This is a genomic window from Pseudomonas sp. PSE14, from assembly GCF_029203285.1.
Taxonomy (GTDB): domain Bacteria; phylum Pseudomonadota; class Gammaproteobacteria; order Pseudomonadales; family Pseudomonadaceae; genus Pseudomonas.
The window spans coordinates 585,345-602,528 of record NZ_CP115669.1 but is presented as its reverse complement, the minus strand read 5'-3'; the positions used below and the strand labels follow the sequence as shown (position 1 = coordinate 602,528).

Annotated in this window: 18 protein-coding genes; 2 read left to right on the top strand and 16 right to left on the bottom strand. The window is 65.7% G+C overall.

Going from position 1 to position 17,184, the window contains the following annotated elements; genetic code table 11:
• Positions 1–59 precede the first annotated feature (59 nt).
• The 6 genes from O6P39_RS02745 to O6P39_RS02720 all read right to left on the bottom strand — a co-directional run bounded on the left by O6P39_RS02745 (position 60) and on the right by O6P39_RS02720 (position 2,969).
• Complete coding sequence (locus O6P39_RS02745; protein WP_275609944.1) at positions 60–623, bottom strand: phage baseplate assembly protein V; 564 nt, start codon at positions 621–623, stop codon at positions 60–62.
• On the bottom strand, positions 620–1,147 hold the full coding sequence (locus O6P39_RS02740; RefSeq protein WP_275609943.1) for a hypothetical protein: 528 nt from the start codon (positions 1,145–1,147) through the stop codon (positions 620–622). Before O6P39_RS02740 ends, O6P39_RS02745 begins: the two co-directional genes overlap by 4 nt.
• A 17-nt stretch (positions 1,148–1,164) precedes the next feature.
• The gene (locus O6P39_RS02735) at positions 1,165–1,509 is read right to left on the bottom strand and encodes a phage holin family protein (RefSeq protein WP_024763586.1); all 345 of its coding nucleotides are present in this window, start codon (positions 1,507–1,509) and stop codon (positions 1,165–1,167) included.
• Positions 1,510–1,825: 316 nt separating this feature from the next.
• Positions 1,826–2,299, bottom strand: coding sequence for a GNAT family N-acetyltransferase (locus O6P39_RS02730; protein WP_275609942.1), 474 nt, complete (start codon positions 2,297–2,299; stop codon positions 1,826–1,828).
• A gap of 80 nt (positions 2,300–2,379) precedes the next feature.
• Positions 2,380–2,739, bottom strand: a complete 360-nt coding sequence (locus O6P39_RS02725; protein WP_275609941.1) for a hypothetical protein — start codon at positions 2,737–2,739, stop codon at positions 2,380–2,382.
• A gap of 20 nt (positions 2,740–2,759) precedes the next feature.
• Positions 2,760–2,969 carry a TraR/DksA C4-type zinc finger protein gene (locus O6P39_RS02720; protein ID WP_275609940.1) on the bottom strand — a complete coding sequence of 70 codons (210 nt, stop codon included), beginning with the start codon at positions 2,967–2,969 and terminating at the stop codon, positions 2,760–2,762.
• Positions 2,970–3,384: 415 nt separating this feature from the next.
• On the opposite strand from O6P39_RS02720, the gene O6P39_RS02715 reads away from it, so the two are divergent.
• Both O6P39_RS02715 and O6P39_RS02710 read left to right on the top strand, forming a co-directional pair.
• Entirely contained in the window at positions 3,385–4,155 is a 771-nt protein-coding gene (locus O6P39_RS02715; RefSeq protein ID WP_275609939.1) for a helix-turn-helix transcriptional regulator, read from the top strand.
• A 120-nt stretch (positions 4,156–4,275) separates the two neighbouring features.
• Positions 4,276–4,602 carry a pyocin activator PrtN family protein gene (locus tag O6P39_RS02710; protein ID WP_275609938.1) on the top strand — a complete coding sequence of 109 codons (327 nt, stop codon included), beginning with the start codon at positions 4,276–4,278 and terminating at the stop codon, positions 4,600–4,602.
• Positions 4,603–4,821: 219 nt separating this feature from the next.
• On the opposite strand, the gene trpE is transcribed toward O6P39_RS02710, so the two are convergent.
• The 10 genes from trpE to O6P39_RS02660 form a co-directional block, all read right to left on the bottom strand.
• Positions 4,822–6,315, bottom strand: coding sequence for an anthranilate synthase component I (trpE, locus tag O6P39_RS02705; protein WP_275609937.1), 1,494 nt, complete (start codon positions 6,313–6,315; stop codon positions 4,822–4,824).
• Positions 6,316–6,438: 123 nt separating this feature from the next.
• Positions 6,439–7,260, bottom strand: coding sequence for a phosphoglycolate phosphatase (locus O6P39_RS02700; RefSeq protein ID WP_275609936.1), 822 nt, complete (start codon positions 7,258–7,260; stop codon positions 6,439–6,441).
• Complete coding sequence (gene rpe / locus O6P39_RS02695; protein WP_254470221.1) at positions 7,260–7,934, bottom strand: ribulose-phosphate 3-epimerase; 675 nt, start codon at positions 7,932–7,934, stop codon at positions 7,260–7,262. The genes O6P39_RS02700 and rpe overlap by 1 nt, the downstream gene beginning before the upstream one ends.
• A gap of 201 nt (positions 7,935–8,135) precedes the next feature.
• Complete coding sequence (locus tag O6P39_RS02690; RefSeq protein WP_275609935.1) at positions 8,136–8,963, bottom strand: ABC transporter permease; 828 nt, start codon at positions 8,961–8,963, stop codon at positions 8,136–8,138.
• Positions 8,964–8,973: 10 nt separating this feature from the next.
• On the bottom strand, positions 8,974–10,224 hold the full coding sequence (locus O6P39_RS02685) for an ABC transporter permease (RefSeq protein WP_275609934.1): 1,251 nt from the start codon (positions 10,222–10,224) through the stop codon (positions 8,974–8,976).
• Positions 10,225–10,352: 128 nt separating this feature from the next.
• On the bottom strand, positions 10,353–11,402 hold the full coding sequence (locus O6P39_RS02680) for an ABC transporter substrate-binding protein (RefSeq protein ID WP_275609933.1): 1,050 nt from the start codon (positions 11,400–11,402) through the stop codon (positions 10,353–10,355).
• Between the two features lie 73 nt (positions 11,403–11,475).
• A complete protein-coding gene (locus tag O6P39_RS02675; RefSeq protein ID WP_275609932.1) occupies positions 11,476–12,585 on the bottom strand; it encodes an ABC transporter ATP-binding protein in 1,110 nt (369 codons plus the stop codon).
• A gap of 189 nt (positions 12,586–12,774) precedes the next feature.
• Entirely contained in the window at positions 12,775–13,812 is a 1,038-nt protein-coding gene (locus tag O6P39_RS02670; RefSeq protein ID WP_275609931.1) for an ABC transporter substrate-binding protein, read from the bottom strand.
• A 163-nt stretch (positions 13,813–13,975) separates the two neighbouring features.
• Entirely contained in the window at positions 13,976–14,605 is a 630-nt protein-coding gene (locus O6P39_RS02665) for a response regulator transcription factor (protein WP_152219834.1), read from the bottom strand.
• Positions 14,602–17,058 carry a sensor histidine kinase gene (locus O6P39_RS02660; RefSeq protein ID WP_275609930.1) on the bottom strand — a complete coding sequence of 819 codons (2,457 nt, stop codon included), beginning with the start codon at positions 17,056–17,058 and terminating at the stop codon, positions 14,602–14,604. Before O6P39_RS02660 ends, O6P39_RS02665 begins: the two co-directional genes overlap by 4 nt.
• Between the last annotated feature and the right edge of the window lie 126 nt (positions 17,059–17,184).

The following is a 17,184-nucleotide window of genomic DNA, read 5'->3' as shown; positions in this document are numbered from 1 at the left end:
CAGTTCTCCAGAAATGCAAAGGCCCGCGCAGGGCGGGCCGGGTTGAAAGTGGAAAGGCGTCAGTGGGTGTGGTGGTTGCTGTTGCCGGCGGTGTCCATGATCGAGCCGGTGCTGCTGATGTTGCCGTTCACTGTCAGCGCGCCCTTGATGCTCACCGGCCCGCTCAGCTGGATGCTCGCGGCGGTGACGCTCACGGCACCGGGGTCGATCACCACCTGGGTGCCGCCGACCTTCACCGTGGCGCTGCCGGCCGGCAGTTGCAGGTCGTAGCGGTGCGCCTGCCAGTCGTAGCTCAGCACCGCGCCGTCGGGGAAATGCCAGCTCTCCACTTCGCCACGATTGCTCGGTGCCGCCGCTGCCGCACCGAACAGACCGGGCACGAAGGTGCCCATGGCTGCCATGCCGGACGGGCTGAGCAGCACGCCCTGCTCGCCCAGGCTCGGCGCTCGCCAGTGGCGCGCGGCACCCGCCGCCTGGGCGTGCCAGCGCACCCAGGCGCTGGTCCATTCGCCGGAGCGCACGCGCACCCGCGCCGCCGCCAGGTCCACCGCCACCACTTCGCAGGGCATGACCAGCGCGGCCAGCATGCGGTCGTGCTCGGCGCTCACGTAGTCCTGGTTCATTGCAGGGCTCCCGGATCGAAGTAATCGTCCTCGTGGCCGGGACCGATTTCGGGATCGAAACCGAGCCTGAGGCTGCCCGGCGGCTGGTCTTCCCACAGCCACTCGGTCTCGCCCAGCAGCACCGGCTGCCGCCATTCGACCAACCAGACGCGGCACGCCGCCAACGCCGGATCGTCAGTCTCCGGCTGCGCCTGGATGAAGCTCACCGGCTCCAGTTCCAGCCCCCAGTTCTGCGCGCGCAGCAGGATGGTCAGCGCAGCGACGTTGCGCAGCGCCAGGGCTTCGGCTTCGTCGTCACGCTCCACCAGGACGCGCGCCTGCATCTGGCAGATCAGGGCCGTCTGGCCATTGCCGGGGTCCTGTCCCGGCAGCAGGCCGGCACACTCCAGCGCCAACGCAGGGAGCGTCACTGGTACGCTGCGCAAAGGGCCGCGCAGGAAGGTGCCGATCTCGGTCAGGCGCGCGGTCAGCGTCTGCTCCACCGTGTCGAGCAGTAGCGCCAGGGTCAAAGGTTGTTCCGACATGTCGTCTCCTTGCAGCTTCACTCTTGCCCGCGCTCGCTCGGCGGTAGTTCGCACACGCCCAGGCGCTTCGCCGCCCAGCGTTCGTAGAGGCCGACGGCGATCTCCGCGCCGGCCGCCGCAGTCAAGCTGCCGATGGCGGCGGCCAGCGTCAGCGAGGCGCCGCAGGCCATGGCCAGGAACATCACGGCCATGCCGCAGACGATGGAGGCGCCGGAGCGTAGCGCCAGTCGCCGCAGCAATCGCCAGCCGCCCAGGCCCGCCTTGTCGGCGCGCCACATTTCACCGCTGATGCCGCCCGCGACAGCGAGCAAGATCAGCCCCCACAAAGGCACGTCGGCCAGGGTCTGAGGTTCGTTGCCCATTGGCTCACCTTGGATAAAGACGCCCGCGAACGGGCGAAACCGGCGGCTATCAGCCAACCGGGGATGACTGCCGACGTGCTCGCCGGCCACCCGCCGCCACGGCGGATCAGAAAAACGCGGGCATGAAAAAGCCCGGCTCAGTGGCCGGGCTTTTCGGGGTTTCGCGTTGTGCTCCCTGGGGACGCACCTTTACAAGAATGACTACTTTGTACCCCCCGATTCCCGCCGGAACAAGGCTTGTTGGGGAATGCACGGCAATAGGTGGATGACGAACCGGAATGTGCAGTCGAAACGCGGAAATCCGGCTTCGGAAATTTCAGAGTGCCTTGATCATCAGCACCGTCGTGAAGCCGCTGTGCCACTCCTCGTCGGGGTAGAAATCGACTTCCGCGTAGCCGTGCTTGCCATAGAAGGCGCGCGCCTGGTTGTTGAAGGTGTCCGTTTCCAGTCGAACCTGGAGATACCCCGCCCTGGCGATCTCAGCTTCGGCATGACTCAGCAGTGCCGCGCCGATCCCCAGGCGCTGCCGCTGCACAGAGACATGCAACGCATCGATGAAGTCGTCGCGCCAGTCGAGCAGGCCGACGACCTCGTCATCGATACAGGCGACATGGAATAACGGTAGGCGCTCGCGCACATAGGCGGCGGTGTGCGCGGAAGACTCGAAGCGCTCGATGGCTTCGGCAGTCAACGCGGGCTTCCAGGTGGCTTCGTAGGTTTCGCCAAGGATGCGCAGGATGGCATCGGCATCGACGGGTTCGGCGCGGCGAATGAGGATAGGCGTTTTCATGGAGCGCGAGCATAGCGCAACACTGCACGCGAAAAGCACGAAGCCCAGCACTGGGCCGGGCTTCGGAGGGCGGGAAAGATTCAGGCGGCGCGGCGCATCAGCCGCGACTGGATGCTCTGGTGCGCCACGTGCAAACGCAGGTAGAAGGTATTGCGGCTGCAGCGGCAGTGCCGGTACTTCTGCGACGCCTCGCTGTCGCGGTTGAGGTAGTGCTCGGTGACCACGTCCTTCTGCTCGTCGGGCAGTTGGTTGATGATCAGGTCCAGCTCGGCGACACGGTCGAGGATCACCCGGCTGCCCCGCGTGCCGCGCACCATCTCGCCCTTGTTGGCGATCATCATTGCCAGCAGGTTGCCGCCGGCGTAGCCGCCACCGGCGCTGCCAGGGTTGTGCATCTCTTCGGCCCAGAGCTTGAGCATTTCGTCGATGGGTTTGATCACGGCGTTTCTCCCGAGGCGGCTCAGTGCCGCCGCTCCAGTTCATCCAGTGCCTGGCAGTCGATGCAGCGGGTGCAGCCGGGCGCGGCCAGGCGTCGCGCCGGCGGGATGTCGTCGCCGCAGTCCTCGCAGGACTCGGCGGAGCTGACGGCCACCGCCGGCCGGCGGCTGAGCAGCAGGTCCTCGATGCGGTCGAGCACCAGGTCGTTGGCGTAGTCGGCGATATCAGCCACGGCGCACCTCCGCTCGGGCGAGGGTGACGGGCCGCGAGGCGCGGTTCGGGTGTTGCTTCATGAAGGTCCTCCTGGCGACGTGCCCTCCGTGGTCGCCGAGCCTTCGGCCGCCTGGGGTGGTCAGTCGCGATCTGTTCGTCGCGGACGCCCGCCCTTCGCGGCAGCGTCCCTTGCCGGTACGCGGGCGGCACCTCCCTGGCCCGCCCGCGCCCTCCAGCCTGCCCCGCGCATCACGGTCTGCAGGCAACCTGCGGCCTCCTTGCCGCAGCGGTGGGGAAGCCGTTGCTTCCCGTCAGCCCATGCCGGTTTCTCGTCTGCTCGGTGGGCTGCTGGTTTTTATGATTACAACCATAGCTATATTTAGTCAACACCAAGGCTATTTACAGCCTACAACCCAGGAGGTAGAGTGCCGGCCATGGACAAGACACCCTCATCGACGCTGGCCGACCGCCTGAAGCAGGCGATGGCCTCGCGCAACCTCAAGCAGGAAACCCTGGCCGAAGCCGCCGGGGTTTCGCAGAACACCATCCACAAGCTGACCTCGGGCAAGGCGCAGAGCACGCGCAAGCTGATCGAGATCGCCAGCGCGCTGGGCGTCTCGCCGACCTGGCTGGCGACCGGCGAAGGCATGCCTACGCAAGCCGCCGGCGTGCCAGCCACGCTCCCCGCCGATGGCAGCCCGCTGCGACTGGAACCGCTGCACCCGTGGGATAGCGATACGCCGCTGGACGAGGACGAAGTGGAACTACGCCTGTACAAGGAAGTGGAACTGGCGGCCGGCGCCGGCCGCACCGCAGTGCGCGAGATAGAGGGGCGCAAGCTGCGTTTCTCCTACGCCACGCTGCGCGCGGCGGGGGTCGATCCGGCGGCGGCGATCTGCGCCCAGCTCACCGGCAACAGCATGGAGCCGCTGATCATGGATGGCTCCACCATCGGCATCGACACTGCGACCACGCACATCACCGACGGCGAGATCTATGCCCTGGAACACGAGGGCATGTTGCGGGTGAAGTTCGTCTATCGACTGCCCGGCGGAGGTATCCGCCTGCGCAGCTTCAACCGCGAGGAATACCCCGACGAGGAGTACCCGCCGGAGCAGTTCGACAGCGGGCAGATCCGCATGATCGGCTGGGTGTTCTGGTGGTCCACCGTGCGCCATCGCCGCGCGCCGACCCTGGTGCGCTGAAGCCCTTTCGCAGCATGAACCCCGCTTCGGCGGGGTTTTTCTTTGGCCGGCGATTGAAGCAAAATACAACCTTTGCTATATTTACACTTGTCGCCACCACCATCGGAACAGGAGAGTCCCATGCAGTCGACCGCCGATATTCGCCCCGCCCCGCGCCCGGAGACGGTGAGCCTGGTCTATCAGATTTTCGGGGACGTCCTGGTGCCGCTGGAGCAGGTACGCGAGCGCTGGTTCCGCAACCTGAACCGGGAGAACTTCAGCAAGGCCCTGTCCTGCGGGCGCATCGCCCTGCCGGTGACCACGCTGGACGACAGCCACAAGGCGATGCAGTACGTGGCGGTGGATCATCTGGCGGCTTATGTGGAAGAGCGTTCCCAGCAGGCTGACGCCGCCCTCGCCCGGCGCAAGGCGAACCTGCAGGTGATGGAAGCACGGCAGGCGGGGTGAGCCGAACGCCACGCCCTGTAGGAGCGAGCTTGCTCGCGAACCGGCCTAGTGACGGAGCAGCCGGCGAAATCTGTTCGCGAGCAAGCTCGCTCCTACGAAGAGTCTTGCTTCCCTGATAGTTCTGCGCAGGGATCCCTCCTCATCCAGAACACAGGTGTAACCCGCTCCTACGGAAAAGAAAAGGCCCCGCCGAAGCGGGGCTTTTTTCGAGTCAGCGACTCAACCGTTGCCGTGCAACTTGGCGGTGTGTTCAGCCAGCGCCACGGCGCGGAACATGGCGCGGCGCTTGTTGATGGTTTCTTCCCACTCCGCCGCCGGCACCGAGTCAGCAACGATGCCACCACCCGCCTGGACATGCAGTTCGCCGTTCTTGATCACCGCGGTGCGGATCGCAATGGCAGTGTCCATGTTGCCGTTCCACGCAAGGTAGCCGACTGCACCGCCGTAGACGCCGCGCTTGACCGGCTCCAGCTCGTCGATGATTTCCATCGCGCGAATCTTCGGCGCGCCGGACAGGGTGCCGGCCGGCAGGATGGCGCGCAGGGCGTCCATCGCGGAAAGCTCGGGCTTCAGCTGGCCGTTCACGTTGGAGACGATGTGCATGACGTTGGAGTAGCGCTCGATCACCATCTGCTCGGTGACCTTCACCGTGCCGGTGTCGGACACGCGGCCGACGTCGTTGCGGCCCAGGTCGATGAGCATCAGGTGCTCGGCGATTTCCTTGGCGTCGGAGAGCAGGTCCTCTTCCAGCGCGCGGTCGGCCTCCTCGGTCGCGCCACGGGGGCGGGTGCCGGCGATGGGGCGCACGGTGACTTCGCCGTCCTCGACCCGCACCAGCACTTCCGGCGAGCTGCCGACGACGTGGAAGTCGCCAAAGTTGAAGAAGTACATGTACGGCGTCGGGTTGAAGCAGCGCAGCGCGCGGTACAGATCGATGGGTGCAGCCGCGAAGTCGATGGACATGCGCTGCGACGGCACCACCTGCATGCAGTCGCCAGCCAGGATGTATTCCTTGATGGTACCGACGGCGCGCTCGTAGTCCTCGCGGGTGAAGCTGGCGCGGAACTGCGGTTCCGGGGCGTTGACCGCACTGAAGTCCAGGCCACGGCGCGGGGTGATCGGCTGGCGCAGGCGCTCCAGCAGTTCTTCCAGCTGCGCCAGGCCCTTGTCGTAGGCGTCGGCCTGGGCCGGGTCGGCGAGAACGATCGCGTGCATCTTGCCGGCGAGGTTGTCGAAGACCACCACCGCGTCGGAGACCATCAGCAGGATGTCGGGGTTGTTCAGCGGATCGGGGTTCGGGCACTGCGCCAGGCGTTGCTCGACGTAGCGCACGCAGTCATAGCCGAAGTAGCCGACCAGGCCGCCGTTGAAGCGCGGCAGACCGGCGATGGTCGGTACACGGTAGCGGTCCTTGAACGCTTCGACGAAGGCCAGCGGATCGGCACATTCGAAGCTCTCGGTCTCGACGCCGTCGACCTTGATGCTCGCCTGGTGGCCGTACACGCGCAGCACGGTGCGGCTGGGCAAACCGATGATGGAGTAGCGCCCCCACTTCTCGCCGCCCTGCACGGATTCGAGCAGGTAGGTGTTGGGGCCATCGGCAAGCTTCAGGTAGATCGACAGCGGGGTGTCGAAGTCGGCGAGGGTTTCGCAGGTCAGCGGAATGCGGTTGTAGCCTTCGGCGGCCAGGCGCTGGAATTCTTCGCGGGTCATGATCAGCCTCGTGGAATATGAGCCTGCTCAGGATCTCGCCGATGTGCGGGAGAGGGTGAACAGGCTTTGAGGAGGAAACGGTCTAGGTTGCACACACACGCCGGGTGAACCGGCCAGGGGATGTCAGGCGCGCCAGCGCCAGCGGGCCAGGGCCTTGATGACTTTCATCCAGAGTGTGTGGGGAGCCGTATCCACGGTGCGATCTCGCTTGGCGGGGTTGGAGCTGTGGTCGGGCAACACTATCGCGTTGCCTTTATCGAAGCAAGGCAGCAATTGGCGCAGATCGTCCACCACCACGGTCGGTGCTTCCTCGGTGATCGGGCGGCCGTGGTTGTAGCCGTAGCTCAGACCCACGCTGCGCACGCCGGCGGCCTTGGCGGCGAGGATGTCGTTGCGCGAGTCGCCGACGAACAGGGCTTCATCCTCCGACACGCCGGCCATCTTCATCACGAACAGCAGCGCGGCCGGGTCGGGTTTCTGCTGCGGCAGGGTGTCGCCGCCGATGATCCAGCGGAAGAACTTGCCCAGCTTCATCTCGTCCAGCAGCGGACCGACGAAGCGCTCGGGCTTGTTGGTGATCAGCGCCAGTTCGACATCCTGCTTCTTCAGCCACTTCAGGGTGTCCACCACGCCGGGGTAGACCACGGTGAGCGCGTGGCTGTCGGCGTAGGCGTCCATGAAGAGTTCGAGGGCGCGCTCGGTGTCCTCTTCGCTAACCCCCTCGTGCTCGATGTCGTTGGCCAGGGCGCGGCGCACCAGTACGCGCGCGCCGTTACCAACCCAGTGACGCACGGCGTCCAGGCCGGCGGGCTGGCGACCGAGCGCCAGCAGCATCTTGTCCACCGCGGCGGCCAGGTCCGGGACCGAGTCCACCAGGGTGCCGTCCAGGTCGAACATCACCAGACGCGGCAGGTGCCCGGCGAACAACGGCTGCGCGGCGCTCATCACTTGCGCGCCTGCGCCAGCTCGGCATGCATGGCGCGGATGACCTCGGCGTAGTCCGGTGCGTTGAAGATGGCGGAGCCGGCGACGAAGGTGTCGGCGCCCGCTTCGGCGATTTCGCGGATGTTCTTCACGTTCACGCCGCCGTCGATCTCCAGGCGGATGTCGCGGCCGGAGGCGTCGATCAGCGCGCGGGCTTCGCGCAGCTTGTCGAGGGTGCCGGGGATGAACTTCTGCCCGCCGAAGCCGGGGTTCACGCTCATCAGCAGGACCATGTCGATCTTGTCCATCACGTACTTGAGCGCGTCCAGCGAGGTGGCCGGGTTGAACACCAGGCCGGCCTTGCAGCCGCCATCCTTGATCAGTTGCAGGGAGCGGTCGATGTGCTGCGAGGCTTCCGGGTGGAAGGTGATGTAGGTGGCGCCGGCTTCGATGAAGTCGCCGATGATGCGGTCCACCGGGGAAACCATCAGGTGCACGTCGATGGGCGCGGTGACGCCGTACTTGCGCAGGGCCGAGCAGACCATCGGGCCGATGGTGAGGTTCGGCACGTAGTGGTTGTCCATCACATCGAAGTGGACGATGTCGGCGCCGGCAGCGAGCACCTTGTCCACATCCTCGCCCAGGCGGGCGAAGTCGGCGGAAAGGATCGACGGAGCGATGGCGTAGGGTTGCATGGCGCACCTCTGTGGGCGAAATCACGGATGGCGCGCATTGTAGCCGCTCGGGCGGCTCGAAGGGGGCCGTACTGATGATTGCACCGATAGCCGATACAGAAAGTGCGGTAAATGAGGCGGGAAAGCGGAGAAAAAGATCGCGGATCGATCCCGCCGCTGTGGGTGAGCACGGCGACGAAACCGTCCGCGAAACACTGTGGATCAGGCAGTCGGTGCGGTCCGCATCTTCTCGCTGCGGCCGCGCAGCCACTCGAGGGTGAGCAGGAGCAGGACGGAGAAACCGATCAGCAGGGTCGCCGCGGCGGCGATGGTCGGGCTGAGGTTCTCGCGGATGCCGCTGAACATCTGGCGCGGCAGGGTGGCCTGCTCGGGGCCGGCGAGGAACAGGGTCACCACCACTTCATCGAAGGAAGTGGCGAAGGCGAACAGCGCACCGGAAATCACCCCGGGGGCGATCAACGGCAGGGTGACCTTGAAGAAGGTCAGCACCGGCGGCGCGCCCAGGCTGGCGGCGGCGCGCACCAGGTTGTAGTTGAAGCCCTGCAGGGTCGCCGACACGGTGATGATCACGAACGGCACGCCCAGCACCGCGTGGACGATGATCAGCGAGATGTAGCTGTTGCCCAGCCCCAGCGGCGCGAAGAACAGGTAGCTGGCCACACCGATGATCACCACCGGCACGACCATCGGCGAGATCACCAGGCTCATGACCAGCGCCTTGCCGCGGAACTCGCCGCGGGTCAGGCCGATGGAGGCCAGGGTGCCAAAGACCATGGCCAGCACGGTGGCCGCCGGGGCGACGATCATGCTGTTGGTCAGCGAACGCATCCACTCGGCGGAGTTGAAGAAGTCGGCGTACCAGCGCAGGGAGAAGCCCTGCAGCGGGTAGACCAGGAAGGTGCCGGAGTTGAACGACAGCGGCACGATCACCAGCACCGGCAGCACCAGGAACAGCAGCACCAGGCCGCAGAGGATGCGCAGGGTGTAGAACCACAGGCGCTCGACCGGGGACATGTAGGGACTCAGCATTTTCTTCTCCTCAGCCCAGGCGCAGGCGGCTTGCGCCCACCAGCCAGCCGTAGATCACGTAGAGCACCAGGGTGGCGAACAGCAGCAGGCCGCCCAGGGCCGTGGCCATGCCCCAGTTGATGGTGGTGTTGGTGTAGAAGGCGACGAAGTAGCTGACCATCTGGTCGTTCGGGCTGCCCAGCAGGGCCGGGGTGATGTAGTAGCCGATCGACAGGATGAACACCAGCAGGCAACCGGCGCCGACGCCCGCCACGGTCTGCGGGAAGTAGACCTTCCAGAAGCTGGAGAACGGGTGGCAGCCCAGCGAGATGGCGGCGCGCATGTAGCTGGGGGAGATGCCCTTCATCACGCTGTAGATCGGCAGGATCATGAACGGCAGCATGATGTGCACCATGGAGATGTACACGCCGGTGCGGTTGAACACCAGCTGCAGCGGCTGGTCGATCAGCCCCATCTTCAGCAGCGCGCCGTTGATCAGGCCGCCGGACTGCAGCAGCACGATCCACGCGGCGACACGCACCAGGATCGAAGTCCAGAACGGCAGCAGCACCAGGATCATCAGCAGGTTGGACTTGCGGGTCGGCAGGATGGCCAGCAGGTAGGCCAGCGGGTAGGCCAGCAGCAGGCAGATCACGGTGATCACCGCGCCCATCCAGAAGGTACGGGCGAAGATGTCCAGGTAGATCGACTGGTCGGGTGTCGCGCGGGCGATTTCACCCAGGTCGTCGATACGGTGATCGAGCGCCGCCAGCAGGTAATAGGGGGTGACGTGGCTGGCGTTGCGGCGGATCGCCTGCCAGTAGGCCGGGTCGCCCCAGCGCTCGTCGAGGCCTTCCATCGCGTCCTTGTACGACGCCGGCTGCTCCTTGAACGGCAGCGCGCGGGCAGTCTTGGACAGCAGGCTGCGGTAGCCGGCCAGCTCCATGTTCAGGCGCTTGGAAAGGTCACCGATGGTCTGGTTCTTGCGCGCGGCGACCAGGTCTTCGCTCAGCGCCTTGTACACCGCATCCGAAGGCAGCGACTTGCCGTCCCATTCGGAAATGGCATTGACGGTCAGCGGCAGCGAGCCGACGACCTCGGGGTTGTTCACGCTCTTGTAGAGCAGCGCCGCGATGGGCACCAGGAAGGTCAGCAGGAGGAAGACCAGCAGCGGCAGGATCAGCGCCTGGGACTTCAAACGGTTCATCCGCTCCGCACGCGCCAGGCGCTGCTTGAGGGTGGTGGTGCCGGCGACCTCGTTCAGGGACACAGCGGTGGCCATAGCGAACTCCGGTAAAACAGGCCGCCCGGGAGCGGCCAAGGTGTGGTGTCAGGAGGAGCCGCCGCGAGGGGGCGCTGCGACTCCGGTCCGCCGTGGCTCGAACGGCCACGGCGGTCAGGCACTGCGTCTTACTTGGCAGCCCAGGCGTTGAAGCGCTGCTCCAGCTGCTCGCCGTAGTCAGCCCAGAAGGTCACGTCCATGCCCACCTGGCCCTGCATGTTTTCCGGGGTGGTCGGCATGTTGTGCAGCAGTTCCTTGCCGAGCAGCGGCACGGTGTTCTTGTTCACCGGGCCGTAGGCGATGTTCTCGGCGTAGATCTTCTGCTGCTCGGGCTTGACCGAGAAGGCGATGAACTTGAGGCTCTCCTCGACTTTCTTGGCGCCCTTCGGGATGGCCCAGGCGTCGAAGTCGTAGATGCCGCCGTTCCAGACGATCTTCAGGTTGCTCTCCTTCTGCACGGCAGCGATGCGGCCGTTGTAGGCAGAGCTCATGACCACGTCGCCGGAAGCGAGGTACTGCGGCGGCTGGGCGCCGGCTTCCCACCACTGGATGCTCGGCTTGATCTGGTCGAGTTTCTTGAAGGCGCGGTCCTGGCCTTCCTTGGTGGCCAGCACCTTGTAGACGTCCTTGGGCGCGACGCCGTCGGCCATCAGGGCGAACTCCAGGGTGTACTTGGCGCCCTTACGCAGGCCGCGCTTGCCCGGGAATTTCTGGGTGTCCCAGAAATCGGCCCAGCTGGTCGGAGCGGTCTTGAGCTTGTCAGCGTTGTAGGCCAGGACGGTGGACCACACGAAGAAGCCAACGCCGCAGTTGGTCACGGCGCCCGGTACGTAGTCGTCAGCCTTGCCGAGGATGGCCGGGTCGATGGGCTCGAACAGGCCTTCGTCACAGCCGCGGGCCAGTTCCGGCGATTCCACTTCCACCAGGTCCCAGGAGACGCTGTTGGTGTCGACCATGGCCTTCACCTTGGCCATCTCGCCGTTGTACTCGCCAGCGACGATCTTATCGCCGGTGCTCTTCTGGTAGGGCTCGTAGAACGCCTTCACCTGGGCGTTCTTGTTGGCGCCACCGAAGGACACCACGGTCAGGTCGGTGGCGGCCATCGACTGGGCCGCGCAGGCCAGGCCGACGCTCAGTGCCGCGAGCTTCAGGCCCGCTGCTTTCAGGGACTTCGACATTATTGTTCTCTCCACAGTGTGCAGGTTTGTTTTTCTTGGATGCATCAGGCCCGGGAGTGGCCGGGCCTTGGTGTCACGCCGCCGGCAGAGGATCGAGCGCGCGGACGTGCTCGACGGCCCAGCCCAGCGGTACTACATCGCCAACGCTGAGCGCGGGATCGAGCTCGGCGATCGGCTGCTTGACGAAGAAATCGGTACGGCCACACACCTCCAGGCGGATGCGCACGTGGTCGCCCAGGTAGATGAACTCGGCGACGCGGCCGGAGAAGCGGTTCACGCAGTTTTCGCTGTGACCGTTCAGGCGCACGCGCTCGGGACGGATCGACAGGCTGACGGTGTCACCGACGTTGCCGACGTTGACCGCCAGCGCCTCGACCTTCTCGCCACGGGCCAGGCCCACGGTGCAGCGGTCGCCATCGCGGGCCTGCAGCTGGCCGGCGATACGGTTGTTCTCGCCGATGAAGTTGGCGACGAAGGAGTTGCGCGGGTGCTCGTAGAGCTCGGCCGGCGGGGCGATCTGCTGGATCTCGCCCTGGTGGAACACGGCCACGCGGTCGGACATGGTCAGCGCCTCGCCCTGGTCGTGGGTCACGTAGACCACGGTCACGCCCAGGCGCTGGTGGATGTGCTTGATCTCCATCTGCATGTGCTCGCGCAGTTGCTTGTCGAGCGCACCCAGGGGTTCGTCCATCAGCACCAGTTGCGGCTCGAAGACCAGCGCGCGGGCCAGAGCCACGCGCTGCTGCTGGCCACCGGAAAGCTGGGCGGGATAACGACCGGCGAAGGTATCGAGTTGGACCATCGACAGGGCGCGCTTCACGCGCTCGGTGACGTCGGTCTTGCTCATGCCGCGCACGGACAGCGGGAAGGCCAGGTTCTCGGCCACGGTCATATGCGGGAACAGGGCATAGTTCTGGAACACCATGCCGATGTCACGCTTGTGCGGGGGAACGTTGTTGATGGCGCGGCCGGCGAGCTGGATTTCACCGGCGGTGGGGGTTTCGAAACCGGCCAGCATCATCAGGCTGGTGGTCTTGCCGGAACCGGAAGGCCCCAGCAGCGTCAGGAATTCGCCTTTGCGAATGTCCAGATTGAGGTCCTTCACGATGAGCGATTCGCCGTCGTAGCTCTTCTGCACACCACGGAAGCTCACCAGCACATCGTTTGCCTGATTCTCGGCCATAACCGCACCTTTGTTTTTTTGTAAATGCCGTTGATCTCAAGCCTAGAGAAGCTGGACCTGCGCGCAAATCGGGCGGTATGAGAGATTGCTATAAGGCTTAGAGAGGATGCTTTGTAGGGATCGCCCTACAAAAAGTGGCGAAATGGCATATCGAACCCGCTGCTTGCGCGACGGGTCCGACACCCGCCTTCAGCGCTTGGCCCAGGCCTGGAAGCGCTTCTCCAGGGCATCGCCGTGCTCGGCCCAGAACGCTACGTTCATGCCGACGGCGTTGGCGATGTTCTGCGGCGCGGTGGGCAGGTTGGCGGCGACGTCCGGCGCCAGCAGCTCCACAGCCTTGCGGTTGGTCGGGCCGTAGGAAATATTCTCGGCAAAGGCCTTCTGCTGCGGCGGCTGACTGGCGAAATGGACGAACTGCTCGGCCAGCTCCTTCTTGAACACGCCCGAGGGCAGCGCCCAGAAGTCGAAGTCGTAGATGCCGCCGGCCCAGACCATGCGGAAGCCCTTCTGCTCGCCCTGCGCGGCGGCGATCCGGCCATTGTAGGCGGAGCTCATCACCACGGTGCCGTCGGCCAGGTCGCGCACCGGATCCTGCCCGGATTTCCACCAGTTGATGTTCGGCTTGAGTTCGTCGAGCTTGCGGAAGGCGCGGTCGACGCCCTCGTCGGTGGCGAGCACCTTGTAGACATCCCTGGGTGCCACGCCGTCCGCCATCAGGGCGAATTCCAGGCTGTATTTGGCGCCCCAGCGCAGGCCCCGCTTGCCGGGGAATTTCTTGGTGTCCCAGAAGTCCGCCCAGCCGCTGGGCGTGCCTTGCAGCTTGCTCTGGTTGTAGGCCAGCAGGGTGGTCCAGACGAAGATGCCGACGCCGCAGGGTTGCACCGCGCCGGGGACGAAATCGGCGGCATTGCCGACGGTCTTGGCGTCGAGTTTCATGAACAGCCCTTCCTCGCAGCCACGGGCGAGTTCGGGAGCCTCGACCTCCACCACATCCCAGGACACATGGCTGATCTCCACCATGCGCTTGAGCTTGGCCAGGTCGCCGTTATAGGAGCCGTGCACGACCGCCGTATCGGTGGCTGCCTTGAAGGGTTTGTAGAAGGCCGCTTCCTGGGCTTCCTTGTTGGCGCCGCCAAAGGAAATCACCGTGACATAGTCCGCCAGCGCCGGCAGCGCGACGCTCCCCAGCAGGCCGACCAGCAGCCCTCCCCTTACCGCTCGCAACATCTTCTTCTCCTTGTTATCACGACGTACCGCATGAAGCGGGCAATGATTCCCTGCCTCACGCTGGCTAGATAGACGGCTTCTTACAAAAATCGGACACGTCGCACAGAGCGAGGGGAAAATTCAGCGGGCGAACTGTCGCAGATCAAACAGCGAACAGGCCAATTCAAAGGAGCTTGTGCTCCATGGCGTAGCGCACCAGGTCCGCCACCGAGTTGGCGTTGAGCTTCTGCATCAACCGGGCCTTGTGGGTGCTGATGGTCTTGCTGCTGACCGCCAACTGCTGGGCGATCTCGTTGACGCCCTCGCCATGCACCAGGCGCTCGAACACCGAGAACTCCCGCTCAGAGAGCAGCGCGTGGGGCGGCCGCGAGTCGGTCAGGCCGACTTCGAAGACCATGCGGTCGGCCAGGTCCGGATCGATGTAGCGGCCGCCGCTGGCGATCTTGCGGATCGCGGTGAGCAGCAGCGCCGGGTCGCTGTCCTTGGTGGCATAACCGGCGGCGCCGGCCTTCAGCGCACGGGCGACCATCTGCACTTCGTCGTGCATCGACAACATCAGGATCGCCGGCGGGTTATTCAGTGCGCGGATTCGGGGGATGGCTTCCAGGCCGTTGACGCCGGGCATGGAGATGTCCAGCAGAACCACCTCGCACGGAGTCTGGCGCAGCGTTTCGAGCAGCTGTTCGCCGTTGGTGGCCTCGCCCACCACCTGCAGGTCCTTGGCCATGCCGATCAGCTGCTTGATGCCCTCGCGCACAATCGTATGGTCTTCCGCCACCAGCACTCGAATCACCGCCACTCCTCCCGTTCGTTGTCATTATCGTTAGGGTTGTCGCCATAACCGTCGTTGCCCAGGGGCACCCGGATCCACAGCGTGGTGCCCTCCCCGGGCTGGCTGTCGATCTGCAGCGTGCCGCCGAACATCAGCACCCGCTCGCGCATGCCCACCAGGCCGAAGGACACGCCCTGGCGCGTGGCGCCGGGGTCGAAGCCCACGCCATCGTCTTCGATGCGCAGGCACAACTCGTCGCCCTCGACGCCCAGTTGCAGCTCCACAGTATGCGCCTGGGCATGGCGCATGACATTGGTCAGCGCCTCCTGGAGGATGCGGAACAGGCCGATGGCCTTGGCGTCCGACAGCGCCGGTGGGTTCTCCGGCACCTGCACCAGGCAGGGGATCTGCGTGCGCGCCTCGAAGCGCCGCGCCTGCCATTCGACCGCCGAACCGATGCCGGCATCGAGGATCGGCGGACGCAGCGCGGTGGCCACGTCGCGCACCAGCTGGAACAACTGGGCGATCAGGCGCTTCATATTGTCCAGGCGCTCGCGCAGGCCGCCGTCCAGCTCGGCGTAGGCCAGCTCGCACATCGAGGTTTCCAGCTTGAGCACGGTGAGCACCTGACCGAGTTCATCGTGCACTTCCCGGGCGATCCGCGCCTTCTCCTCCTCCCGCACGCTTTCCAGGTGCGCGGACAATTCGCGCAGTTGCGCGCGGGACTCGCCCAGCTCCAGCTCGATCTGCTTGTTCTCGGTGATATCCCAGACCACGCCGTCCCAGGCCAGGCGGCCGTCGTCGAGGGTCCGCACGGTGGCCTTGATGTCCACCCAGCGCGGCTCATGGCTGCGAGTGAGGATGCGCCCCTGCCAACGCCAGTTGCTGCCGCTTTCCACCGCCTGCAACTGGCTGGCGAGATAGCTGTCGCGTTCGGAGGGCACCACCAGCCCCATGATCCCGAGGCCGCTCTCGCGCAGGTAGCCGGGGGCGTATCCAAGGGAAGTCTCGCTGCCGCCGGTGATGAAGCTGATGTAGGCGAAGTCGGAGTCATCCTCCGGCGCGTTGGGCTCCAGACGGAACACCAGCCCCGGCACGTTGGCGGCGATGCCCTGCAGGCGCGCCTCACTTTCCTCCAGCGCGGCACGGGCGCGGCGGCGCTCGGTGACGTCGTTGAGGAACACCAGCAGGTATTCGGAATCGCCGAAACGCAGGAAACTCAGCGAGACATCCGCTGGCAGCCACTGGCCGTCGGCGCGCAGGCACTGGGTCTCGAAGCTCAGCGGCGCCTCGTCGGCATTGCGCGCGCGGCGCCAGAGGTTGAGCCAACGGTCCATGTCCAAGGTCGGTTCGAGGTCCGCCAACGGGCGATCTACCAGGCTGCCCGGCAGATAGCCGAGCATTTCCTCGGCGGCGCGGTTGGCATAGCGCACGTGGCTGTCCCAGTTGACCCAGAGAATGCCCACCGTACTGCTGTCGATGGCGAACTGGGTCAGGCGCAGCGCCTGCTCGGCAGCCTGGCGCAACTCGATATCGCGCCGCGCCGCGACCAGGCGCGACTCCAGCGCCCGATGCTGGCGGCGCTGCAACAGCAAGGCGCCGGTGGCGAAGGCCAGCAGCAGGCCGAGCAGGATGCAGAGGTTCTGCCAGAAGCCCGGCGAGGAGCCCAGGCGCGGATAGGTCGGTTGCAGCCAGCGCTCGTGGAGCTGGTCCAGGTCCTTGGCCGGCACCGCGCGCAGGGCCGCATCGATGATCGACGCCAACTGCGGCAGGTCGCGCCGGGTGGCGACGCGCAGCAGCTGCGGGTAGCCGATATCGGCCACCACCGAGAGGCCGGTGAACTCGGTCTCGCGGGTCAGGCGCGCCAACTGCGCCTCGTCGATGACCGCATAGTTGGCTTCGCGGCCGAGCACCTTGCGCAGCGCCTCGCGGTCACTGTCGACCACCTGCAGCGCAAGGCTCGAATAAGTGCCGCGCAGGTAATCCACCACCGATCCGGGCCCGCGGACAGCGACGGATTCACCATCGCCGAGGTTGTCCAGCTCCACCGAGGTACCGCTGCGGCGGTCGCCCACCACCAGGCGCGGTACGCGCAGATAGGGGTCGGAGAACAGCCAGTCGCGCAGCGCCGCCGGCGTCTGACTGATGCCTGGCGCCAGGTCGATATCCCCGGAACGCACCGCACGCTCCAGCGCCGCCGGGTCCGAATAGGTGCGCCACTGCAGGGTCACTCCCATGGACTTGGCCAGCCATTCCAGCAATTCCACGTTCGCTCCGGACAGCTGTTGCAGGCGCCGGTCCTGCTGCACATAGGGCGCCTCCAGCAGCGTACCGACGCGCAATTGCGGGTGCTCGGCCAGCCACGCGCGCTGCGCCTCGTCCAGCGTCAGCGACGGCGCAGCGGTCTCCGCCGCGACCAGCAACGGCAGGCAGCACAGCCAGAACAGACAGGCTTTCCAGAACAGACGACTCATGCCGACAGCACCCCAGGATTCGATCGCGCCAGTAAACAGCCGGCATACCTTACAGCAACCCCAGTGGAACCCGGCATGGCCTGCGCCTGACAAACCCAATAACAGCCGCTAGGCTGGCCGCACTCG